This is a genomic window from Streptomyces sp. 549 (genome assembly GCF_030124175.1).
In the GTDB taxonomy this organism is placed as follows: domain Bacteria; phylum Actinomycetota; class Actinomycetes; order Streptomycetales; family Streptomycetaceae; genus Streptomyces.
On sequence record NZ_JASKMT010000016.1, the window covers coordinates 23,955 to 44,708 of the forward strand.

Annotated in this window: 22 protein-coding genes and 1 pseudogene; 9 read left to right on the forward strand and 14 right to left on the reverse strand. The window is 70.5% G+C overall.

All coding sequences use genetic code 11. The features are described 5' to 3' along the window. Window positions 1-125: 125 nt before the first annotated feature. Window positions 126-593: an ATP-binding protein gene (locus tag QNO07_RS18065; RefSeq protein WP_283993159.1), complete on the reverse strand. Its 468-nt coding sequence runs from the start codon at window positions 591-593 to the stop codon at window positions 126-128. Between the two features lie 159 nt (window positions 594-752). Here QNO07_RS18065 and QNO07_RS18070 point away from each other — a divergent pair, with 159 nt between their 5' ends. The 3 genes from QNO07_RS18070 to QNO07_RS18080 all read left to right on the forward strand — a co-directional run bounded on the left by QNO07_RS18070 (window position 753) and on the right by QNO07_RS18080 (window position 2,118). Beyond that, the gene (locus tag QNO07_RS18070; protein WP_283993160.1) at window positions 753-1,613 is read left to right on the forward strand and encodes a helix-turn-helix domain-containing protein; all 861 of its coding nucleotides are present in this window, start codon (window positions 753-755) and stop codon (window positions 1,611-1,613) included. Continuing rightward, window positions 1,610-1,816: a DUF397 domain-containing protein gene (locus QNO07_RS18075; protein WP_283993161.1), complete on the forward strand. Its 207-nt coding sequence runs from the start codon at window positions 1,610-1,612 to the stop codon at window positions 1,814-1,816. The genes QNO07_RS18070 and QNO07_RS18075 overlap by 4 nt, the downstream gene beginning before the upstream one ends. A gap of 95 nt (window positions 1,817-1,911) precedes the next feature. Beyond that, window positions 1,912-2,118, forward strand: coding sequence for a DUF397 domain-containing protein (locus tag QNO07_RS18080; RefSeq protein ID WP_283993162.1), 207 nt, complete (start codon window positions 1,912-1,914; stop codon window positions 2,116-2,118). A gap of 102 nt (window positions 2,119-2,220) precedes the next feature. On the opposite strand, the gene QNO07_RS18085 is transcribed toward QNO07_RS18080, so the two are convergent. The 3 genes from QNO07_RS18085 to QNO07_RS18095 form a co-directional block, all read right to left on the reverse strand. Then, window positions 2,221-2,526 carry an alpha-amylase inhibitor gene (locus QNO07_RS18085; protein ID WP_283993163.1) on the reverse strand — a complete coding sequence of 102 codons (306 nt, stop codon included), beginning with the start codon at window positions 2,524-2,526 and terminating at the stop codon, window positions 2,221-2,223. Window positions 2,527-2,731: 205 nt separating this feature from the next. After that, window positions 2,732-3,661 (reverse strand): MHYT domain-containing protein, encoded by a 930-nt coding sequence (locus tag QNO07_RS18090; RefSeq protein WP_283993164.1) that lies wholly within the window; start codon window positions 3,659-3,661, stop codon window positions 2,732-2,734. A gap of 513 nt (window positions 3,662-4,174) precedes the next feature. Further along, complete coding sequence (locus QNO07_RS18095; protein WP_283993166.1) at window positions 4,175-5,035, reverse strand: SDR family oxidoreductase; 861 nt, start codon at window positions 5,033-5,035, stop codon at window positions 4,175-4,177. A gap of 160 nt (window positions 5,036-5,195) precedes the next feature. On the opposite strand from QNO07_RS18095, the gene QNO07_RS18100 reads away from it, so the two are divergent. Then, window positions 5,196-5,624: a winged helix-turn-helix transcriptional regulator gene (locus QNO07_RS18100; RefSeq protein ID WP_283993281.1), complete on the forward strand. Its 429-nt coding sequence runs from the start codon at window positions 5,196-5,198 to the stop codon at window positions 5,622-5,624. A gap of 170 nt (window positions 5,625-5,794) precedes the next feature. Then, window positions 5,795-6,142 (forward strand): VOC family protein, encoded by a 348-nt coding sequence (locus QNO07_RS18105; RefSeq protein WP_283993167.1) that lies wholly within the window; start codon window positions 5,795-5,797, stop codon window positions 6,140-6,142. Window positions 6,143-6,222: 80 nt separating this feature from the next. Here QNO07_RS18105 and QNO07_RS18110 read toward each other — a convergent pair whose 3' ends face one another. Further along, on the reverse strand, window positions 6,223-6,888 hold the full coding sequence (locus tag QNO07_RS18110) for a class I SAM-dependent methyltransferase (protein WP_283993168.1): 666 nt from the start codon (window positions 6,886-6,888) through the stop codon (window positions 6,223-6,225). Between the two features lie 94 nt (window positions 6,889-6,982). After that, the gene (locus QNO07_RS18115; protein WP_283993282.1) at window positions 6,983-7,336 is read right to left on the reverse strand and encodes a hypothetical protein; all 354 of its coding nucleotides are present in this window, start codon (window positions 7,334-7,336) and stop codon (window positions 6,983-6,985) included. A gap of 441 nt (window positions 7,337-7,777) precedes the next feature. Here QNO07_RS18115 and QNO07_RS18120 point away from each other — a divergent pair, with 441 nt between their 5' ends. Continuing rightward, window positions 7,778-8,545: a transposase gene (locus QNO07_RS18120; protein ID WP_283993169.1), complete on the forward strand. Its 768-nt coding sequence runs from the start codon at window positions 7,778-7,780 to the stop codon at window positions 8,543-8,545. A 69-nt stretch (window positions 8,546-8,614) separates the two neighbouring features. Here the strand turns inward: QNO07_RS18120 and QNO07_RS18125 are convergent, their stop codons facing one another. Both QNO07_RS18125 and QNO07_RS18130 read right to left on the reverse strand, forming a co-directional pair. Beyond that, a complete protein-coding gene (locus QNO07_RS18125) occupies window positions 8,615-9,046 on the reverse strand; it encodes a VOC family protein (protein WP_283993170.1) in 432 nt (143 codons plus the stop codon). A 502-nt stretch (window positions 9,047-9,548) separates the two neighbouring features. After that, the gene (locus QNO07_RS18130; RefSeq protein WP_283993172.1) at window positions 9,549-10,346 is read right to left on the reverse strand and encodes a transposase family protein; all 798 of its coding nucleotides are present in this window, start codon (window positions 10,344-10,346) and stop codon (window positions 9,549-9,551) included. A gap of 305 nt (window positions 10,347-10,651) precedes the next feature. On the opposite strand from QNO07_RS18130, the pseudogene QNO07_RS18135 reads away from it, so the two are divergent. The 3 genes and pseudogenes from QNO07_RS18135 to QNO07_RS18145 form a co-directional block, all read left to right on the forward strand. Further along, window positions 10,652-10,726, forward strand: a pseudogene (locus QNO07_RS18135) (VOC family protein); the annotation flags it as partial. A gap of 588 nt (window positions 10,727-11,314) precedes the next feature. Further along, window positions 11,315-12,187, forward strand: a complete 873-nt coding sequence (locus tag QNO07_RS18140; RefSeq protein WP_283993173.1) for a C40 family peptidase — start codon at window positions 11,315-11,317, stop codon at window positions 12,185-12,187. Window positions 12,188-12,470: 283 nt separating this feature from the next. After that, a complete protein-coding gene (locus tag QNO07_RS18145; protein ID WP_283993174.1) occupies window positions 12,471-13,058 on the forward strand; it encodes a hypothetical protein in 588 nt (195 codons plus the stop codon). A 49-nt stretch (window positions 13,059-13,107) separates the two neighbouring features. Here QNO07_RS18145 and QNO07_RS18150 read toward each other — a convergent pair whose 3' ends face one another. From QNO07_RS18150 to QNO07_RS18175, 6 genes are all read right to left on the reverse strand, one after another. Next, window positions 13,108-14,382, reverse strand: a complete 1,275-nt coding sequence (locus tag QNO07_RS18150) for a geranylgeranyl reductase family protein (protein WP_502961874.1) — start codon at window positions 14,380-14,382, stop codon at window positions 13,108-13,110. Window positions 14,383-14,487: 105 nt separating this feature from the next. After that, window positions 14,488-15,957 carry a hypothetical protein gene (locus QNO07_RS18155; protein WP_283993176.1) on the reverse strand — a complete coding sequence of 490 codons (1,470 nt, stop codon included), beginning with the start codon at window positions 15,955-15,957 and terminating at the stop codon, window positions 14,488-14,490. Window positions 15,958-16,111: 154 nt separating this feature from the next. Then, window positions 16,112-16,804, reverse strand: coding sequence for a demethylmenaquinone methyltransferase (locus QNO07_RS18160; RefSeq protein WP_283993177.1), 693 nt, complete (start codon window positions 16,802-16,804; stop codon window positions 16,112-16,114). An 87-nt stretch (window positions 16,805-16,891) separates the two neighbouring features. Next, complete coding sequence (locus QNO07_RS18165) at window positions 16,892-17,407, reverse strand: hypothetical protein (protein ID WP_283993179.1); 516 nt, start codon at window positions 17,405-17,407, stop codon at window positions 16,892-16,894. 97 nt (window positions 17,408-17,504) lie between these two features. Beyond that, a complete protein-coding gene (gene mqnC, locus QNO07_RS18170; RefSeq protein WP_283993180.1) occupies window positions 17,505-18,701 on the reverse strand; it encodes a cyclic dehypoxanthinyl futalosine synthase in 1,197 nt (398 codons plus the stop codon). Window positions 18,702-18,873: 172 nt separating this feature from the next. Continuing rightward, window positions 18,874-20,691 carry a serine/threonine-protein kinase gene (locus QNO07_RS18175; protein ID WP_283993181.1) on the reverse strand — a complete coding sequence of 606 codons (1,818 nt, stop codon included), beginning with the start codon at window positions 20,689-20,691 and terminating at the stop codon, window positions 18,874-18,876. Window positions 20,692-20,754: the final 63 nt, after the last annotated feature.

Sequence of the window (20,754 nt, forward strand, 5' to 3'; positions counted from 1 at the left end):
CGGCGGGTGGGTTCCTTGTTCTCTCCTTCACGTTCTTTGGTAGGTGGCCCCGGGCCCCACCGCGTCTTCGACCGCCACTCCCCCACGGACCGAAACGTGGATCTCCGCGTTCCGGTGACAGGGTGTCAGCCCCCGATGTCGAGTTCGGCCCACACCGTCTTGCGCGGAACCGGCCCGGCCGTCACCCCCCAGCGGTCCGCCAGCACGGACACCAGCAGCAACCCGCGTCCCGTCTCCACCTCCGGCCACGAACGCGGCCCGTCCGCCGCGCAGGCCGACGACCGGACCTGAGCCGCGAGCGGCAAACGATCACCCCGGGTGTCCGTCACCGCGATGCGCAGCACCTCACCCGTCACCGTGAGGTCCAGACGGAAGTCCCGGCCCGGCACCCGACCGTGCAGCACGGCGTTCGCCGCCAGCTCGGCAACCACCTGGCAGGCCCGGTCCACCGGCAGCCCCCACACCCCGAGGTGCGCGACCGTCAGCAACCGCGCCAGCCGCGCACCCCTGCGCGTCGCCGACAGCAGCACCGTGAAGCGGTGACACACCACGTCCTGTCCGGCCTTCTTGTCCTGATCGATTTCCGTGTTCATCTCACTGAGCGTGTCCGCCCGGTTCTACGCTGTGAAGTGACTCAGCCTGCACGGAGGGGGGTTGTCCGGGTCGGCTGCGCACTTGTCCGGGCAGTCCGGGGTGACGGAACGTCCACCGCCGGCGTTGCACACGTTCGACGAGGCGGAAAGGCGGGGCACATGGGCGGGCACCACACGACGGACGGCGCCGACGACAACACCTGGGACACGAACCTCGACAACGAGTCGGCCTCCGTGATGAAGGCGGTCGGTCGGCAGCTCAAACTCTGGCGGGAGGACGCAGGCCTCAAACAGGCCGAGCTGGGAGCGGCACTCGGATACAGCGAGGAGATGGTGTCCGCCGTCGAACGCGGCCGTCGCCTGCCGAAACCGGAACTGCTGCGCAAGGCCGACGAGGTGCTGGGCGCGGGCGGCAAGATCGTCGCCATGGAACGGGACGTGGCCGAGGCCCGCTACCCCACGAAGGTCCGCGACCTGGCCCGCCTGGAGGCGGAAGCCGTCGAGCTGGGCTCCTACGGAAACCACAACGTGCACGGCCTGCTCCAGACCGAGGAGTACGCCCGCGCCCTCTTCGCCATGCGCCGCCCGGTGTACGGGGAGGCCGAGGTGGAGCGGCACGTCGGCGCCCGCATGGCCCGAAGGGCCGTCTTCGACAGGACGCCGCCCCCGACCCTCAGCTTCGTCATGGAGGAGGTGACCCTGCGGAGGCCTCTCGGCGGCAAGGCGGTGCTGCGCCGCCAGCTGGAGCACCTGCTATCGCTGGCCGAACTCCGCAACGTCGAGCTACAGGTGATGCCGACGGACCGGGAGGACCATGCGGGGATGGGTGGCCAGATTCAGGTTCTACAGCTGACCGACGGTTCGGCGTTAGGTTATTCGGAGGCGCAGCTCTCGAGCCGACTAGTCAGCGATCCGAGAGAGATACAGATCCTTGAGCTGCGGTACGGGATTCTAAGGGCCCAGGCCCTTACGCCCGGGGAGTCGCTGACCTTCATCCACAGGACACTTGGAGAGACATGACCGCTCCCGTTCGTGACGACGGCTCCAACCCGCTGCGATGGTTCAAGAGCACCTACAGCCCCAGCGACAGCAATGATTGTGTGGAGGTGGCCGTGACGTCGGCCGCCGTGCACGTGCGGGACTCCACCCGCCCCGACGGCCCGCACCTCCACCTCGACCCGACCACCTGGGCCGCCTTCCTCACCCGCGCCACCTCCCGCTGACCGCCCACCGCTCGCGCTGACGACGACGGGTCCGAGGCGGCGTGACCACGCCCCGGAGAGTCGCTGACCTTCATCCACAGGGCACTTGGAGAGACATGACCCTCTCGGTTCGTGACGACGGCCCCCACCCGCTGCGATGGTTCAAGAGCACCCACAGCCCCAGCGACAGCAACGAATGTGTGGAGGTGGCCGTCACCCCGGCCGCCGTGCACGTCCGGGACTCCACCCGCCCCGACGGCCCGCACCTCCACCTCGACCCGACCACCTGGGCCGCCTTCCTCACCCGCGCCACCTCCCGCTGACCGCCCACCGCTCGCGCTGACGACGACGGGTCCGAGGCGTGGTGACCACACCCCGGGCCCGTCCGTCTGCCGTGCCGTCACCTCAGCGGGTGACGGAACGGCTCAGCAGTAGACGGTCTTCTTCCAGGTGCCGAGGCTGTTGCTGGAGAAGTGCTTGAGCTTGCCGGCCTTGATCGTCGTGCAGGGGTGGTCCCTGCCGAGCCGCATGACGACCTTGATCTTGACCGCCTTCTTGCACGTGTTCCGCACCTGGACCGTGTAGTCGCTGGCCTGGTTGAACGCCCTGGTCTTCACGCAGGAGGCCACCGTGTCGCCCGGCGCCGCAGCGGCCGGGGTCGTACCGATCACGCCCATGCTGAGCACCGCGGCGGCGATGACCGAACCAGCCAGTGACTTACGAGCCTTCATGACGCTCCCTGTTCCATGTCCTGCGGGCCGCAGTGGCGCGGCGCCTCTCGCCTCCAGTAGGTCACGGCGGTGAGGGCGGCGTCGACGGGAAACGGGCAGGTCGGGACGTCCCAGGCCGTCACCTGGGCACTCGGCCCGCCAGCCTGGGACGTCCCGGGACATCCCGGGACGTCCCGTCGCCCGTTCGGTGGCGGGCGCGTACTGCTCAGGGGCGGCCGTACGGGCCCCGGCTTCCCAGGTCACCGGGACGGCGGGGGCTGCCGGGCAGCGCGGCGTCGATCCGCCCGTCGGCCGCGCGCGGCCCCCGGTGCATCACGGCGCTGCCTGCGGCGTGGCGGTGGGCCGACGGCCGGAAGGCGTCACCGGGGGGCGCGGGCCGGGACGACGGTCGGCCGTTGTCCTCGCCGGAGACCAGCATCGGGTCGAACATGACGATCACGCAGGCGATCACCAGGAACACCAGCGGCCCGAGCAGCATGGGGAAGAGCACCGAGGTGAGCGGGCTTCCCGCCTCGGAGACCTGGGAGCCCTCGTGCAGGTGCACGCTCAGCCCGGCCATGCCCGTGTAGTGCATGCCGGTGACCGCGACTCCCATCACCATGCTCGCGCCGAGACTCGGCAGGAAGCCGTGGATGGACACCGCCGCCCACAGCGCGGCCGTCGCCGCGACCACGGCGATGACGACGGACAGCGCGACCACGAACGGGTCGTAGACCAGCTCGCCCCGGAAGCGCATACCGGCCATGCCGATGTAGTGCATGGCCGCGACGCCGAGGCCGGTGACCGCGCCCGCCGTGACGAGGGTGATCCGATTGGCCCCCCGGTAGCCCACGATGAAGACGCCGACACCGACGACCGCGATCGCCACGACCAGGCTGAGCACGGTCGTCGGCACGTCGTAGCTGACCGGCGCCTCCTTCACGTGGAAGCCGATCATGGCGATGAAGTGCATGGTCCAGATACCCGACCCGATACAGGCGGCTCCGAGCGTGAGCCATCCCGCTCTGCGCGAGTCGTTGCCTCTGAGTGATCTGGTGGTGCAGCGCAGGCCGAGTGCCGCGCCGAGACAGGCCATCAGGTATGCCGCCACCGGCGTGAAGGCGCCGTAGTTGAAGCCGTCGATCGTTCCCTGCATGGGCGGTGTGCCTCTCCCCCGGACGGACACATGCCCCGGACGGGCATGATGACGCCCGCAGCCCCTGTGCGACGTTGGGACGCGCGAACGACACTGACGCGCGTGAACGACGCTGAGACGCAGGCGACTGACCAAAATACGCCTGTCGGGTTACCGGCAGAACCCCAGCACCGGGGCGATATGACAAGGGCACGTGAACGAGGTGGCCGGAAACCGCTCATCCGATGACGTCGGTACGAGGCGCCGCTTCCCTCGGCGCTGCGGGCCCGGCATCAGACGGTGCGGTCAGCGAGCGCAGCGCAGCCTCCAGAGCCAGTGGCCGACACAGCCTGGCGGCTCCACGCCCTGTGCTCACGGCACTCGCGCATTGAGCTTGTTCCGCTTCGACGGACACCGTTGGTGTCAAGGGCCGAGGAGCTGCGGCATCGGGCCGCCCAGCTCGTCACCTGACAACCGCAGCGCTCGGCCACCTCAGAAGCACTCCCGGCCGTTGCCGTACCGCTTCGCGCCCTCTCAGGAGCCCAGCGTCTCCGCCACCGTGACCGGCATGGGGGTGGTGGGACGGCCGAGAAGGGCGGACAGGTCACCGGTCACCGTGGACAGTGCGCCCTTGGAGACCTTGACGTCGGCGTCGACGAGCAGCTCCACCAGGAACCCCGGGAGCCCGGCGCCGGTGAGGATCTGCGCGTACTGCTCGGCGGGCAGGTCCGCGTAGGTGACCTCGGTGCCCGAGCGGGCGGTGACCTCGGCAGCCAGCTCCGGCAGGGACCAGGTGGTGTCACCGGTCAGCTCGTACACCTTGCCGGCCTGGTCGTCGCTGGTCAGCACGACGGCGGCGGCCTCGGCGTAGTCGGCGCGGGCCGCGGAGGCGATCTGTCCGTCCCCCGCGCTGCCCGCGATGGCGCCGCGCTCGACCGCGCCCGGCAGGGCGGCGGTGTAGTTCTCGGTGTACCAGCCGTTGCGCAGCAGCACGGCGGGCAGTCCGGACTCCTTGACGACCTGCTCGGTCTCGCGGTGCACCTTGGCCAGGCCGAGCGGGTTGGTGTCCGCCTCCACGACGGAGGTGTAGGCGATCAGGCCGACCCCGGCCGCCACCGCCGCGTCCACCGCCGCGCGGTGCTGCGGCACCCGGACCTCGTCGGGAGCCGACGAGGACACCAGCAGCAGCTTGTCGGCGCCGGCGAGGGCGGGGGCCAGCGTCTCGGGGCGGTCGTAGTCGGCAACACGGACCTCGACACCGAGGGCCGCGAGGTCGGCCGCCTTCTCCGGCGTGCGCACCGCGGCGACGACTTCCTGCGGGGCGACGCCGCGCTTGAGCAGGTGCTCCACGACCAGGTGGCCGAGCTGTCCGGTGGCTCCGGTGACAACGATCATGACGGGCTCTCTTTCTCGCACACGGATGGGTCTGGCAGCCCTCTTGGTCCTACCGGGCCGCGGTCACCTCACCGTACACAAACTTTTAGTTAGTGCCAACTTTTTCGCAGTGCTGTGCGCGAGGTAGCATGGCGGGGTGGAGGAGGAGAGCATGGACAAGATGTGCGACCAGGCGGACGAGGCAGAGGGCGCGACGGAGGACTCAGCGGAGGACTTCGACGTCTTCGCCAAGCAGTGCCCCTCGCGCTCCGTACTGGAACACCTCACCGGACGCTGGGGAGTGCTGGTCCTGGCCGGCCTGCGCAAGGGACCGGCCCGCTTCAACGCCCTGCGCCGCAGGGTCGAGGGCGTGAGCGAGAAGATGCTCGCCCAGACCCTCCAGGCCCTGGAACGGGACGGCTTCGTTCGACGCGAGGTCCTGACCGTCATGCCGCCGAGCGTCAGCTACTCCCTCACCGAACTCGGCGAGACCACCGCCGACCGCCTCCTGGCCCTCATCGAGCACGTCGAAGCCCACATGCCCGCCGTACTCGCCGCCCGCGAGCAGCAGGAGACGACGGCGTCAGGTGCCTCCTCCCTCAGGGGCTGAGCGCGCCCGGCGGATCGCCGCGACCAAGGCCAGCGGCCTCGGCCGGAGACACAGGCACCCCGAAGGTTCACGCCGTCGAGGCCTCGCAGAACGGCGGGCACTGCCACGCCTGAGCCTCGTGGGCATCAACTCGTTGGCGCCTTGAGTGGAGACCGGCAAGGCTGGGGCAGATGGTTTCGGTACTGCAGAACGTGGCGATTGACTGTGCGGACGCCTACGAGCTGGCTCGCTTCTGGAGCGGCGTGACGGGCAGTCCGATGCATCCGGACACCGGACCGGGTGACCGGGAGACGCAGGTGCTGTTGGCGGAAGGCCCAGCGCTGTACTTCAACCAGGTACCCGAGGCGAAGACGATCAAGAATCGGGTCCACCTGTGCCTGCGCCCCGAGACCTCTCGCGAGCAGGAACCGGACCGGCTACTGGGCCTCGGTGCCACCTTTGTCGCCGATCACCGGAATCCTGACGGTTCAGGCTGGGCGATCCTCGCTGACCCCAACACTTCTAACTACCAGTTCTGAGCATACCGGCAGCTCAGAGGGCACAACAGAGCCCCGTCCGCGCGCTGCCCAAGTGGTGCGCGCGAACGGGCGGGGGACAGTCAGCGGCGCTCTGCTCTGCCGATCAGTGTTCCGATGTGGCCGGGCTTGGGGGCGTCCAGAACCCGTACCTGAGGCTCGGCGAGTCCGGCGGTGGACAGGAAGTCTTCCCACGTGGCGGGGGTGTAGCTGTAGCGGTACGTGAACATCGCGGGCCCGGCGAAGCCACCCTTGTACATGCCTTGCGGCCCGTAGGCGCCGGGGATGGCCGGGGGCTGCGAGAACACGAAGACCCCGCCCGGTTTCAGGCGCTGTGCGACCAGAGGGAAGAGGCGGGCCGGGTCGGCGAACCAGGCAGCGCCGAACATGGAGTAGATCGCGTCATAGGTGGTGGCGTCGTTCTCCAAGTGCTCAATCACTTCCGCGCAGATGAAGCGGACGCCGAGAGGGCCCCATTTCTCAGTGGTGTGCTTGACCATGACTGGCGAGATGTCGATGCCCGTTGCTTCGGTCCCCCGCTGGGCGAGATAGCCCAGTGCCCGGCCAGTGCCGCACCCGAGTTCCAGCACGCTCCCCGGGCTGTCCCCGAGGAGTTCCGTACCGGGCCCGTGGTCGCCGTACTGGGTCCAACGGAAGACCGGCTCGGAGTCGAACACCGTCTCGCGCGTGCTCTCCGCGTAGGTGTCCCAAAGCTCCTGCTCATGCGCGTAGTTGTGCTCTGCCGCCAACAGATTTCCTTTCTCGCAGCGGTGCCCCTGCCCGGTCGCCCGAGGGGTACCCCTGCCCGGTCGCCCGAGGCAGGGGCACGCACTGTAGCCGGTGCTAGTGACTGTCCGGTGCCTTGTTGTCGCACGGGGAACAGTCGGCGCCGTCCATCGCCCACAGTTCCTCGTCGGCGTCGAACCCGTTGGCGCGGATGACCTCCGCCGTACGGATCACGATCCCGTCGCGGCGGCGCTCGATCAGCGGCGCATGGTGCTTGTACCGTCCGCCGTTGTACACCTCGCAGAAGGCGAAGTAGACGGGCGTGTCGAGGATGAGTTGGTGGACGCCGATATCCACCGTCTTGCCGACTCCGAGATGCACGTCCGGGCGTTCCATCGCCGTGATGCTGTAGGCAACGGCGTTTGCGAGGATGCGTTCCGCCATGTTGAAGACCATGGTGTTGTCACGCATCAGAAGCTTGATCTCACGTTCCCAGAGATCGCCTTCCGATCCCGCGCTGTCGACCACCAGCGGCGAGACTTGCTGACGCCGCCGCAGAAGCGGCGCCGGAATCTAACCCGCGCATGCGAGCATTCATGGCGGGCCAGCAGGCTTATGCCTATGCTCTCTCTGGAGAAAAGACGAACGCACTCATCAGTCTTCGGGAGGCGGAGCGGGCAGTCAACCAGGCGGAAAGCCAACTAGGAACCTTCGGCGGCTTCAGCTCTGCGACCCTGGCATATTCGACTGCGGAAGTCCGGTATGCATTGGGCGACACAAAAGGAAGCGTCGAATCCTTGCACGACCATTTTCGCCTCCGCGATTCTACGGATATGCAGCGCAGTAAGCTGATTTTTGGTTCACTACTAAGGGTTGTCCCGTAAGTGATTTTGCCGTGGGATGATCTTGGCCGTGGCTGGTGTGATCCCGGCGTCGGAGCCGTCCTGGATAGCCCCGTTCGCCGGACTGAGCCCGCGCGCCTTCGGCAAGTTGATGAGGCAGCTGCGCCGCGAGGGCGGCGACGCGCCGGGCCGTGGCCGGCCGTGGAAGCTCTCCCTGGAGGACCGGGTGCTACTGGTGGCCGCGTACTGGCACACCAACTTGACTCTGCGCCAACTCGCGCCGCTCTTCGGAGTGTCGAAGTCCACCGCCGATCGCGTCATCGACCATCTCGGCCCCAGGCTCGCGCTTGCCCCGCGTAGGCGATTCGCCAAGGACGCGGTGCTGATCGTGGACGGGACACTGGTACCCACCCGCGACCACCAGGTCGCCGAGCAGTCGAAGAACTATCGCTACTCGACGAACCACCAGGTGGTCATCGACGCCGACACCCGCCTGGTTGTGGTGGTCGGCCGGCCCCTGCCCGGCAACCGCAACAACTGCCGGGCATGGGAGGAATCCGGGGCCAAGGCCGCCGTCGGCCGGACAACCACGATCGCCGACGGCGGCTACCCCGGAACAGGCCTCGTCATCCCGCACCGCCGGCCCCGAGGCGGCGAACTGACCGACTGGCAGGCCGAACACAACCACGACCACAAACGGGTTCGCGCCCGCGTCGAGCACGCCTTCGCCCGGATGAAGACCTGGAAGATTCTGCGCGACTGCCGCCTGAGAGGCGACGGTGTGCGCCACGCGATGCACGGCGTTGCCCGCCTACACAACCTCGCCCTCACGGGATGACTCCCGCCGCATGCGGGACCTGAGAGGTCCCCGGGAGACGGCTCCCCACCTCCCAGTCTCGGAGGAGAGTCAGCCGAGGCAGAACTCGTTGCCCTCGATGTCCTGCATCGTGATGCACGACTCGTTGACGCCATCGGCGCGCTGCGTCAGCACGTGCTTCGCGCCGAGCGCCATCAGCCGTGCGCATTCGGCCTCGAGTGTGGCCAGGCGCTCGTCACCCACGAGCCCGGCGCCGGCCCGCACACAGAGATGCACCCGGTTCTTGACGACTTTCCCTTCGGGAACTCGCTGGAAGAGCAGGCGCGGGGCCACACCCGAGGGATCAGTACACGCGAAGTAGATCTCGTCCTCAGGCGGCAGCGAGTGGTGGTACTCCTCCCACGTGGCAAAGCCCTCCGGGACTGTCGGTACGACGTACCCCAGCACCTCGCACCAGAAGGCGGCGAGGCGCGCAGGTTCCGCGCAGTCGAAGGTCACTTGGAACTGCTTGATCGTTGACATCGGCGCACGATAACAGGGGCCCTGCTCATCTCCCCGGGCGGGTGGATCCACGCGTTGCCGGGAGGACGGCCCCTGCCATCCGCTGCTGTGTCGTGCGGTCACAGGGGTGAACCGGAGGTCAGTGCTTCCCCAAAGGGAACCTCGATCCCGGCCGGCCACTCTCGTGCTGCCAAAGATCAGTTACGGGACAACCCTTAGCTGAGAGACAGCTCGAAATCGGCCACGTGGAAGCGGCGTGCTCCACGTGGAGCGCCGTTCTTGATGAGTATTCAACAATTCACTCGGGGAGAATCGACGGGCAAGTGAAGAAAATCTCCGCCCTCCTTTCCCGGTATCGACGAAATTCACTTGCCCGTCAAACGTCTGAGCGTGCGATTTCGTTGAGCAAAACTGAAAAACCCCACCCCCTCACCCCGAACAGGTGAAAGGGTGGGGTTTCCGTGCAAACTGTATTTAATCCCACAGATCCGAATCGTCATCGTCGAAACTGAGCTGATCTCATCTACCCCCTGGCGAGTGATGCCCGTTTGCGGTGGATGACGAGGAGAGCGTGCAGCAGGTTGGTGATGCGGTTCGGGCTGATGCGGAGGGTGTCCAGCACTCTCCAGCGTTTCAGTTCCGCGAAGCCGCGCTCGACCGGGGCCCGGAGCTTGGCCAGGGCGGTGTTCGCCAGCTTCTCCCAGCCGTTGTGCCCCTTGCCCTTCGGGCGCTTGATGGGTGTGCGCACGGTGCCGCCGGCCCCCTGGTAGCCCGCGTCCGCCGTGGTCTCGATGTCGGCATCGGCGACGGCGGCGATGATGCCGTCGGCGCGGGCAGCGGTCAGATCGTGAGTCGATCCCGGCCGGGCCTCGCCGAGAAAGAGCAGCTCACCGCTGGTGTCGGTGAGCCCTTGGACGGTCAAGCCGTGCTCGCGGTGCTTGGAGTTGCACAGCGGGTCGTCGTTGGTGTCCGTGGACAGGGCGCCACAGCGCCAGGCCGGGATGAGCGTCCCGTCCAGCAGCAGGCGGCGCTCGGGCCCGGCAGCCTCCAGCGCGTCGGTGAGGGTCGGTGCGAGCGGCGCGAGGGCCTCGATGCCTTCGTTGACGTAGCGCCGGGCAGTCTCGGTCCCGATACCGAAGTGCTCTCCGAGCTGGGCGAATGTGTCGCCCTTGGCGAGGAAGACCAGCAGCACGATCGCCTGGTCCCAGCTCGTCAGCGCCCGCCAGGAGCCCCCGGCCTCACCCCTTCGGGTGGCAATCTGGTTCTCCAGCCAGGAAACCAGGTCCGAGGGCACATCGAGCGTGGCACGATAGGTGATCACCGAAGCTCCTTGCGCTGCGTGGCTGTTGACACTCCAAGCAACGTCGAGGAGCTTCGTCACGTCACGGGCCCGGCCATCACCCGAACCGGCCACGATGAGATCAGCTCACTAGAGGGTTTCTCTCCATACTCTCTGTGGAGAGCGGCGAATTCCTACGTGCTGTGTACTCCATGGCCCTGGTGGGGACCGAAGGTGTTGCGCCTGCTTCCTTCTCCATGGAACCTGTAGGGCCGGACGGATTCCCGCTACCGTGCTTGACCAGGGCCGATGCCACCATGCCGACACTCCAGAACTGCTAGAACGGAGTGTTGGGAGACCCCGAAGGCAACGAGTTCTGCGTTCTGCGCAGCGAGTCCGATCGAGCCGCCACGGATTCCTGAGCAGCAAGCAGTCCCGCCACCCACCCCCACACGGACCACGGCCACGGACACCGTGGCGCACGGTGTACCGGGGGAAGGAGCGGACGACTGAGGTGCGTACACACGTGACGCCCACTCACCGGATCGGCGCACCGCGCCCGCTTTGGAAAATTCGTGAAGAATGCGACGTGAAGCCCGATGCGCACACCGTCGCCACACCAGCCGACCCCCGGCTCCACGTCCACACTGACGTCTTGTCAGGGCATGGTCGAACACGGGCCACATGGGCGCACTTGGGCTGTTCACCAGGTATGCCCGTTTGGGGCTGTTGTGGCGGATGTGAAGCAGGGGTTCCGGTGTGACCTGCGCCACACGTCTTGATGTCAGCCGCTGCCATATTGGCGTTACCAGCCTGAGACATGCTAGGCATCCACCCCCTGCGGACAATGCGGACAACTACGTGGTCACAACCGCTTAGTTGGACATTGATCATCACCTCGCCCACCCCTGAGGGTTCCTCAAATGCCGTAAAGCGGACAGGAGGCGGCCCGCTGTGGCGCATCCCACCTTTGTTGAGGGGAACCCTGCGTCCCTGATAGCCCTGTGGTCATGTCCTCGACTCACATACGTAGCCACCGGAAGCCCCGTCGTTCCTCGCGGAACACGCTCATTCGCACGGGTGTTGCCGGTGGCGTCCTCACGACTCTCGCGGTGACCGGTGCGGCCTCTCCGGCATCCGCCGAGAAGCAGGCGCCCACCGACACCGTCGAGCTCCCCTCGCTGGACGGCGTCATCGCCTCCAGCAGCAGCAAGGCAGCGCACGTCACGCAGACCATCGCCATCAAGTACGAGCTGGACGCGGCCCAGACCGAGGCCGCCAACGCGGCCACCAAGGCCGCCGCCAAGGCGAAGAAGAAGGCCGACGCCGAGGAGGCCCGCCAGAAGGCCGAGGCCGCCCGCAAGGCCGCCGAAGCCGAGAAGCGCGCCGCCGAGGAGCGCGCCTCCCGCAGCGCGGCCCGCACGACGCTCAGCGCCAACGCCGGCACCAGCTCCAACTCGGGCAGCAGCTCCAACTCCGGCAGCACGGCGACCCAGTCCGCGCCGTCAGCCGCCGCGCCCGCGTCCGGCAACGCCGCCAGCGTCGTCAACTTCGCCCGCGCCCAGGTGGGCAAGGCGTACGTGATGGGTGCCACCGGCCCCAACGCCTACGACTGCTCCGGCCTCACCACCGCCGCCTTCCGCCAGGTCGGCGTCTCCCTGCCGCGCACCTCGCAGGCCCAGTCGACCGCCGGTACCGAGGTCGGCCTGAGCAACCTCCAGCCCGGGGACATCCTGTACTGGGGCGGCAAGGGCAGCGCCACGCACGTGGCCATCTACGTCGGCGGCGGCAAGTACGTCGGCGCGCAGAACCCGTCCACCGGCGTCGCGATGCACGACCTCGGCTGGGGCGGCACCCCGTCCGGAGCCGTGCGCGTGCTCTGACGCACCCGAGAACGCAGCAGGAACACGTTGAGGGGCTTTCCGCGGTGGACCGCGGAAAGCCCCTCACGCATGCGCCCGAAGGCACGGCGACACGACGGCACGACGAACCGAAGGCGCGACTGCGGGAACCACACGAACCCCCTCCGCGTCGAAGCCCTGTCCGGGCGCCGCAGCGCAGGCGAGTGCCGCAAGCGCGCGTGCCGCAAGCGCGAGTGCCGCAAACGCGTGTGCCCGTGGCGCAGCCGGTGCACGAACGGACGAGCCGACCCGGGTGGGGCTTTTCATGGTCGCTGTCAGCCGAACGGCAACCGTCGCAATCGCCGCGGCCGGTACGGTCATCGCCGCCGCCGTCGCGGTGGCGTGGTTCACCGTTCCGTACGGGACGACGCACGTGAGTTCGAGCTACGCGGTGAGCCTGGGGACGGCCGGGCAAGCCGCCGGATGGGCCGACGACGTCTTCGTGGGCACGGTGAAGGAACGTGCCTCCGTGGACCGCTCGGAGGACGGCCTGCTGTGGACCACCTTCGAAGTCGACGTGACGGACACGCTCCAGGGCGAGGTGGGCGGCACCGTCCGCGTCGCCCAGGAAGGCGGTGACGACCCCGTGCGGCGGGAACGGTCCACCGTCGGTGACGTACCGCCGCTCCAACCGGGCACGACCTACGTCCTCGCCACCCGGGTTGCCTCCGACGGGTGGCACCTCGTCCCAGCGAACCTCACCCCGGTCGAGGTGCCCGGCGGGGACAGCGCCACCGTGTCGGAGTGGAGGGCCGCCGTACTGCACCCCGAGCGGCAGGAGCACCTTCACCCCTCGGAAGCCGCCGAGGCAGCCGACCCGTCAGCGCTCTACCGCGAGGCGCAGATCGGCTGAGGCCGCCGAGGCGGCTGAGCACCTTACGGGTCCCCGCCTCGTCCGCGCCTCAGGCGCGCGGGGCCACGCGGGAGAGGCCGTTGATGATGCGGTCCATGGCGTCGCCGCCCGTCGGGTCGGTCAGGTTGGCGAGCATCTTCAGCGTGAAGCGCATCAGCACCGGGTGCGACAGGCCCCGGTCGGTGGCGAGCTTCATCACCTTCGGGTTGCCGATCAGCTTCACGAACGCGCGGCCGAGGCTGTAGTAGCCGCCGTAGGTGTCGGAGAGCACCTTCGGGTAGCGGCGCAGGGCCAGTTCGCGCTGCGTGGGCGTCTGCCGGGCGTGGGCCTGCACGATGACCTCGGCGGCCATCTGGCCGGACTCCATCGCGTAGGCGATGCCCTCGCCGTTGAACGGGTTGACGAGCCCGCCCGCGTCGCCGACCAGCAGCAGACCGCGCGTGTAGTGCGGCTTGCGGTTGAAGGCCATCGGCAGTGCGGCGCCGCGGATCGGCGTGGTCATGTTCTCCGGGGTGTAGCCCCACTCGGCGGGCATCGACGCGCACCAGGCCTTCAGCACCTCGCGCCAGTCCAGCTCCTTGAAGGCGCTGGAGCTGTTGAGGATGCCCAGGCCGACGTTGGACGTGCCGTCGCCCATGCCGAACACCCAGCCGTAGCCGGGCAGCAGCTCGTCCTGCGGGCCGCGCTTGTCCCACAGCTCCAGCCAGGACTCCAGGTAGTCGTCGTCGTGCCGGGGGGACGTGAAGTAGGTGCGGACGGCGACGCCCATCGGGCGGTCCTCGCGGCGGTGCAGGCCCATCTTCAGCGAGAGCCGCGTGGAGTTGCCGTCGGCGGCGACGACCACGGGCGCGTGGAAGGTGGCCGGGGTGCGCTCCTCACCGAGCTTGGCGTGCACGCCGGTGATGCGGCCCGTCCGGTCCAGGATCGGGTCGCCGACGTTGCAGCGCTCGTGCAGCCGCGCACCGGCCTTCTCGGCCTGCCGGGCGAGCTGCTCGTCGAAGTCGTCGCGCTTGCGGACCAGTCCGTAGTCGGGGTAGCTGGCCAGCTCCGGCCAGTCGAGCTGGAGCCGGTGGCCGCCGCCGATGATGCGCAGGCCCTTGTTGCGGAGCCAGCCCGCCTCCTCGGAGATGTCGATGCCCATCGCGACGAGCTGCTTGGTGGCGCGGGGCGTGAGCCCGTCACCGCACACCTTCTCGCGCGGGAACGCCGTCTTCTCCAGCAGGAGCACGTCCAGGCCGGAGCGGGCCAGGTGGTAGGCCGTGGTGGATCCGGCCGGCCCGGCCCCGACGACGATCACATCGGCGTGGTGTTCTGCCACGAGCACTCCCGCAAGACTAGGCACTGGCCGCACAGCTAGGCACTGGACGTCAGCAGTCTATGCAGCGTGCCGCCCGCCGGGTCGGCCAGGTGCCGTGGGCGGGACGGACGGTCAGCGGCCCGGCTTCGGACCGGGGCCGGACGGGCCCGCACCGGCCGGACCGGGGCCGGACGGGCGCAGCCGGGCGAGGTAGGGCGCGAGCAGCCCGCCGCCGAACGTCCACAGCGCGCCGAACAGCACCGCCTCCACGGTGTTGACGCCCGCCTCGGAGCTGCCGAGGCCGTACCCGGCGTCGGCCGAGGTGTGCAGCTCCACCGAGCCGACCACCACCAGCAGCAGGAACAGCCCCCACACCAGCGCCGCGCACAGCAGGTGCTCACCCCGGGAGGCGGACGCCCTGGCCGCCAGCACGCCGGGCGCCAGCGCGCAGCACGCGCCGACCAGTACCAGGGCGAACACCGCCCAGCCACCGGCCGTGCTGCCCAGGTCGCCCAGGGCGAAGGTGTCGAACTCCCACACGCCACCGGTCACCGCCCGGTGCGTCTCCAGCGTCGCGCCCCACGCGAGCCCCAGGACGGCGACCGCGAGGTTGGGCAGCATCAGGAAGGCCACGAACAGCCACCACCAGCTGTCGCCCTCCTCCCGGCCGCCCGCCGTCCAGGCCAGGCCGATCACCCCGCACAGCAGCAGCGCGCCCCCGGTGGCGACAGCGGCGGTGCGCAGCGCGCGCACCGCCGTGCCCATCGGGGGCCGGGCCGACAGCCAGTCGTGCAGGGCCCGTCCGTGCAGGGCGAAGGCCGCCGTGGCGGCGCCCAGCAGCAGCGCCCACAGCGCCGCCAGGGCCGGGTCGGTGGTGACGGTGACACCGCCGACCGACGGCCTGGCGGCGAGCCCTAGCAGCAACACACCGGAAGTGGCGAGCACGGCGATGCGCGGCACGGCACCCGGCCCGGCCGGGCGGTCCCGGTGGGAGAGCCGGGAGCCCACCACGATCGCGGCGATCCACAGTGCGGTGACGGTCAACGGGACGGCCGACAGGTGGAGTTCACTGCTCAGCGAGGAGGCGGGCCAGCCACCGAGGGTGCTGCTCCCGGCGGGTACGGCCTCCTCGCGCAGAGTGAAGCCGCCGCCGAGGCCCTGGAGGACGAGGGCGAGCGCGATGCGCAGCCGGGTGGTGAAGTCCGGGTTCCAGCCGTCGGCCTGCCCGGCGGCCGGGACGGTGGCCAGTGCCAGCGCGAGCAGCAGCGCGGTGGGCCACAGGGCCGCGCCCAGCGCCGCCGGCCAGCCGCCGGCGGCGAACGGCCGCCCGGTGGTCCGGACCGGCCACTGACCGCGCGCGGCCCGCACCACACCGAGCAGCCTCGACGGCAGCGGCGCCGGCAGGCGCGGCGGGAACGGCGGCAGCGCGGGCAGGGGCGGCAGCGGCCCTGCGGGGACGAGCGGAACGCCTGCGGCTGCCGGAGCCGGTGGGGCGGGTGGGGCCGGGGGGCCGGGTGGCGCCGCGTTCGGGGCTTCGGGCTGCGCGGAGTCGCCGGCGACGGGCGGACGGCCGCACGCCGCACAGCGGACCTCGCCCGTCAACGGATCCCCGCACCGGGGGCAGCGCGTCGGCACGGCGACACTGTTGCACACCCCGCTCCCGGCGAGACACCCCGCCGGCCGGTTCAGGCCCTGCGGCCCGTTCAGTCCGTGCGCCGGTTCCAGCCTTCCTGCCGACTCCAGCCTTGCTGCCGGCTCAGGCCTTCCTGCCGCGGTGCATCGCCACGATGCCGCCGGTGAGGTCCCGCCAGGCGACCCTCGACCAACCCGCCTGCTGGAGCCTGCGGGCGAGCGCCGGCTGGTCGGGCCAGGCGCGGATGGACTCGGCGAGGTAGACGTAGGCGCTGGGGTTGGAGGACACCGCCTCGGCGACCGGCGGCAGCGCCCGCATCAGGTACTCGGTGTAGACGGTCCGGAACGGCGCCCACGTCGGGTGGCTGAACTCGCAGATGACGAGCCGGCCGCCGGGACGGGTGACGCGCAGCATCTCGCGCAGCGCGGCGTCGGTGTCCTGGACGTTGCGCAGGCCGAAGGAGATCGTCACGGCGTCGAAGGTGTCGTCGCGGAACGGCAGGCGGGTCGCGTCACCGGCGGTGAACGGCATCCACGGCAGCCGCTTCTTGCCCTCGCGCAGCATGCCGATGCTGAAGTCGCACGGCACGGTGAACGCCCCGGCCGCGGCGAACGGCTGCGAGGAGGTGCCCGTCCCGGCGGCCAGGTCCAGGACACGCTCGCCGGGGCGGGCGGCGACGGCACCGGCCACCGCCCGGCGCCACACCCGGTCCATGCCGAGGGACAGCACGTCGTTGGTCAGGTCGTACTTCGCGGCTACGCCGTCGAACATCGCGGCGACTTCGTGCGGCTGCTTGTGCATCGATGCGCGGGTCACGAGTGCCATTCTTCACCCCGCGCCGCAGGCGGACGCACCGGGTCCACCCCGTCGCGCCGCACCGGCCCGCCGGCACGCCCCTCCCGGTCAGCGGGCCCGGTACAGCAGCCGGCCGGCGACGACCGTGGCCAGGCAGCGCCCGTCGGCGCCCGTGACGGTGAAGTCGGCCCGGCCGCCGGTCACCAACTCCGGGTCCCGGGGCGCGGTGAGCACCACCAGGCCCGAGCGGCGGACCGCGGTCCGCACCTCCGGACGGGTGAACGGGCCGACCAGCGCCGTCACCCCGTCGGCGAGCAGCCGCTGCACTCCGCGCCGCGCGCTGTGGCCGCAGCGGGTGGCGGTCAGGTCCAGCGCGGCCAGGGCGGTTCCGGTCAGCGGTGCGGTTCCCAGGGTGTCGGCCTCGCGCGGGTCCGGGTGGTAGGCGTGCTCCAGCACCGCCACCGCTTCGGCCGCGCAGCGGCCCGCGCCGACCGTGCCGTCCCACTCCCGGACCCGGGCGGTCGGGTGCTCCGCGCGCAGCAGCGCCGCCGGGCCGAGCGCGGCGAGGCGGTCGCCGGACACGGCGAGCGCGTCGCCGGTGGCCGGCACGTGCAGGGTCAGCAACGCCGGGCCCCCGGCACGGAGCGGCCCCGGCGGGCGCGGGTGCCGGAACAGGCGCGGGTGCCGGAACGGATGCGGGGTCCTGCGGCGGCCGGGATGGTCACTCGGCGTCGACGAGCTTCAGCTCGGGGTGCGCGGTGCCGCCGCTGATCGCGGTGGACGACAGGTGCGAGACGACCTTGTCGTCGACCGGGTCGTTCGCCGGGTCGTCGTGCACGACGAGGTGCTCGTAGGTGGTGGCGCGCTGCGCGGGGACGCGGCCCGCGGACCGGATCAGGTGCAGCAGCTCCATGCGGTTGGAGCGGTGCTTGGCGCCTGCGGAGGAGACGACGTTCTCCTCCAGCATGACCGAGCCGAGGTCGTCGGCGCCGTAGTGGAGGGTGAGCTGGCCGATCTCCTTGCCGGTGGTCAGCCAGGAGCCCTGGATGTGGGCGATGTTGTCGAAGAACAGGCGGGCGACGGCGATCAGGCGGAGGTACTCGAAGAGCGTGGCCTGGGTGCGGCCCTTCAGGGTGTTGTTCTCCGGCTGGTAGGTGTAGGGGATGAAGGCGCGGAAGCCGCCGGTGCGGTCCTGCACGTCGCGGATCATGCGCAGGTGCTCGATGCGTTCGGCGTTGGTCTCGCCGGTGCCCATCAGCATGGTGGAGGTCGACTCCACGCCGAGCCGGTGCGCGGTCTCCATGATCTCCAGCCAGCGCTCGCCGGACTCCTTCAGCGGTGCGATGGCGTTGCGGGGGCGTTCGGGGAGCAGTTCGGCGCCGGCGCCGGCGAAGGAGTCCAGGCCGGCGGCGTGGATGCGGGTGATGGCTTCTTCGGGGGTGACGCCTGAGATGCGGGCCATGTGCTCGACCTCGGACGCGCCGAGGGAGTGGATGACCAGCTGGGGGTAGGCCTTCTTGATGGCGGAGAAGTGCTCTTCGTAGTACTCGACGCCGTAGTCGGGGTGGTGGCCGCCCTGGAACATGATCTGGGTGCCGCCCAGCTCGACGGTCTCCGCGCAGCGGCGCAGGATGTCGTCCAGGTCCCTCGTCCACACCTTGTCGCTCTTGGGCGGTGCGTAGAAGGCGCAGAACTTGCACGCGGTGACGCAGGCGTTGGTGTAGTTGATGTTGCGCTCGATGATGTACGTGGCGATGTGCTCGGTGCCGGCGTAGCGGCGCCTGCGGACGGCGTCCGCGGCCCGGCCGAGCGCGTGCAGGGGCGCCGAACGGTACAGGTCGAGGGCCTCTTCCGGGGTGATGCGCCCGCCGTCGGCGGCACGGTCGAGCACGGACTGGAGGTCGGCGTTCTCGGGCACCGGGGGCGCTCCTTCCCTGGGAGTGTCAGGACCGATCCAGCGTACGCCAGTGGGCCGGGCGCCCGGCGGGCACCCGGGGGTGGTCGGAAGGCGGCCGGGGCTGGTCGGAAGACAGCCGGGGGTCGGTCCTGCTGGGGGGCGGTCCTGCTGGGGGGCGGTCCTGCTGGGGCGGTCAGTCCTGCTTGGTCAGGTCGCCGCGCGGGTTGCCCGCCTTGGTGTCGCCGGACTCGTAGTGCAGGCTGCCGTTGCCGCGCAGGGTGAACCGCTCCTTGTCGGAGCCGTCCGAGCAGATGCCGGGGTGCGGGTTGTCGGAACCGGAGCTGTCCAGCACGAGCGTGGTGGAGGTGGCCGAGACCAACCGGTAGTCACCGCTGCAGTCGAACCCGGCGATGCCCAGCGCCGCGCTGTCCCTGGCCACCACCTTGCCGACGCCGCCGCCCTCGATGGTGATCTCGTAGGTGCTCGACACTCCGAAGTTGGCGGTGGTCACCGAGCCCTTCCAGGTGCCCAGGAACGCCTTGGGCACCGCCCCGGCCTGCTTGCCGCCGCCGCTGTCGTCCACCTCGTCGGTGGCCCCGCCGCCGGACCCGGAGTCACCACCGCTCCCGCTGCTCTCCCCGGCCCCGGAGTCACCGCCCGCGTCACCGCCGGAGCCGCCGCCCGCGTCGGCCCCCGACGTGCCGGCGGAGGTGTCGCCGGACGTGTTGCCGGACGTGCTCCCGGAGGTCGTGCCGCCCGCCGTGGAGTCGCCGTTGTCGCCCTCCAGGGGGAGGAAGTACAGGCCACCGGCGAGCAGTACCACCGCGGCGACCGCGGCCACCACCAGCGCCGACCTGCGCCGCCCGCGTGCCGGAGCGTCGCCACCGCGCTGCGGGCCGGTCGCCGCCGGGGTGGCGGAACCAGGCGTGCCGGAACCCGCGGTGTGCGCCGACGCGGCCCGGCCGCCCAGCGGGAAGGTGCGCGGATCGGCGGGAGTGTCGGCCCTGTCGGCCCAACCGCCCCCGTAGGACGGGTCCGGCGGGCCGAAGGTCCCCGAGTAGGCGGAGGGCGGCGGGGACGGGGACGGCTGCGGGACCGGGCCGGGTGGCGGCTCGGCCTCCAGCTCCAGCAGTTCCACCGCCCGGCGGCTGACGCCCTCCACCACGGGGGCGGGCAGCCAGCCCCGCGTCATCAGCGCCGCCGCGCCCTCCCCGCCGGACAGCAGACGGGCCGCCTCCGTGGCGGTCGGCCGGTCGGCTGCCTCCTTCGCCAGGCAGGCGGCGACCAGGTCGCGCAGCTCGCCGTCCAGGTCGTGCAGCTCCGGCTCCTCGTGGACGACCTTGTAGAGCAGGGTGGCCGAGTTGTCGCCGGAGAACGGCGGCAGGCCGGTGGCCGCGAAGGCGAGCACCGCGCCCATCGAGAAGACGTCGGTGGCGGTCTGCACGTCGCGGCCGAGCACCTGCTCGGGCGACATGTAGCCGGGTGAGCCGATGGACACCCCGGTCCCGGTCAGCGACGCGGTGCTGTCCATCGCCCGGGAGATGCCGAAGTCGATCAGTCGTGGCCCGTCCAGGGTCAGCATGACGTTCGACGGTTTCACGTCCCGGTGCACCAGGTCCCGCAGGTGCACGGCGACCAGCGCCTCGCCGAGCCCGGCGCCGAGCGCGCGCACGGTGTGCTCGGCCAGCGGGCCGTGCGTGCCGACCGCCTCCGCGAGCGCGGGACCCGCGACGTAGCCGGTGGCGACCCACGGGGTCGGCGCCTCGGCGTCGGCGTCCAGCACGGGGGCCGTCCACTCCCCGCCGACCCGGCGGGCGGCCGCGATCTCCCGGCGGAAGCGTTCGCGGAACTGGGTGTCGGCGGCGAAGTGCGCGTGCACGACCTTCACGGCGACGGTCCGGCCGCCCGGACTGCGTCCCAGGTACACCCGTCCCATGCCGCCGGCGCCGAGCCGGCGCAGCAGCCGGTAGTCGCCGATGGTGCGCGGATCGTCAGCCGTGAGCGGCTCCATGTCAGCGACGCCTCCCCCTGTACCGTGCGGCGTGTGCCGCCTCAGCGTAGGCCCCCGCCGCCC

Coding starts and splice junctions, on each gene's coding strand:
- QNO07_RS18065 (WP_283993159.1), bottom strand. CDS start 593: ATGAACACGGAAATCGATCAGGACAAGAAGGCCGGACAGGACGTGGTG.
- QNO07_RS18070 (WP_283993160.1), top strand. CDS start 753: ATGGGCGGGCACCACACGACGGACGGCGCCGACGACAACACCTGGGAC.
- QNO07_RS18075 (WP_283993161.1), top strand. CDS start 1,610: ATGACCGCTCCCGTTCGTGACGACGGCTCCAACCCGCTGCGATGGTTC.
- QNO07_RS18080 (WP_283993162.1), top strand. CDS start 1,912: ATGACCCTCTCGGTTCGTGACGACGGCCCCCACCCGCTGCGATGGTTC.
- QNO07_RS18085 (WP_283993163.1), bottom strand. CDS start 2,526: ATGAAGGCTCGTAAGTCACTGGCTGGTTCGGTCATCGCCGCCGCGGTG.
- QNO07_RS18090 (WP_283993164.1), bottom strand. CDS start 3,661: ATGCAGGGAACGATCGACGGCTTCAACTACGGCGCCTTCACGCCGGTG.
- QNO07_RS18095 (WP_283993166.1), bottom strand. CDS start 5,035: ATGATCGTTGTCACCGGAGCCACCGGACAGCTCGGCCACCTGGTCGTG.
- QNO07_RS18100 (WP_283993281.1), top strand. CDS start 5,196: ATGTGCGACCAGGCGGACGAGGCAGAGGGCGCGACGGAGGACTCAGCG.
- QNO07_RS18105 (WP_283993167.1), top strand. CDS start 5,795: ATGGTTTCGGTACTGCAGAACGTGGCGATTGACTGTGCGGACGCCTAC.
- QNO07_RS18115 (WP_283993282.1), bottom strand. CDS start 7,336: ATGCGTGACAACACCATGGTCTTCAACATGGCGGAACGCATCCTCGCA.
- QNO07_RS18125 (WP_283993170.1), bottom strand. CDS start 9,046: ATGTCAACGATCAAGCAGTTCCAAGTGACCTTCGACTGCGCGGAACCT.
- QNO07_RS18140 (WP_283993173.1), top strand. CDS start 11,315: ATGTCCTCGACTCACATACGTAGCCACCGGAAGCCCCGTCGTTCCTCG.
- QNO07_RS18145 (WP_283993174.1), top strand. CDS start 12,471: ATGGTCGCTGTCAGCCGAACGGCAACCGTCGCAATCGCCGCGGCCGGT.
- QNO07_RS18175 (WP_283993181.1), bottom strand. CDS start 20,691: ATGGAGCCGCTCACGGCTGACGATCCGCGCACCATCGGCGACTACCGG.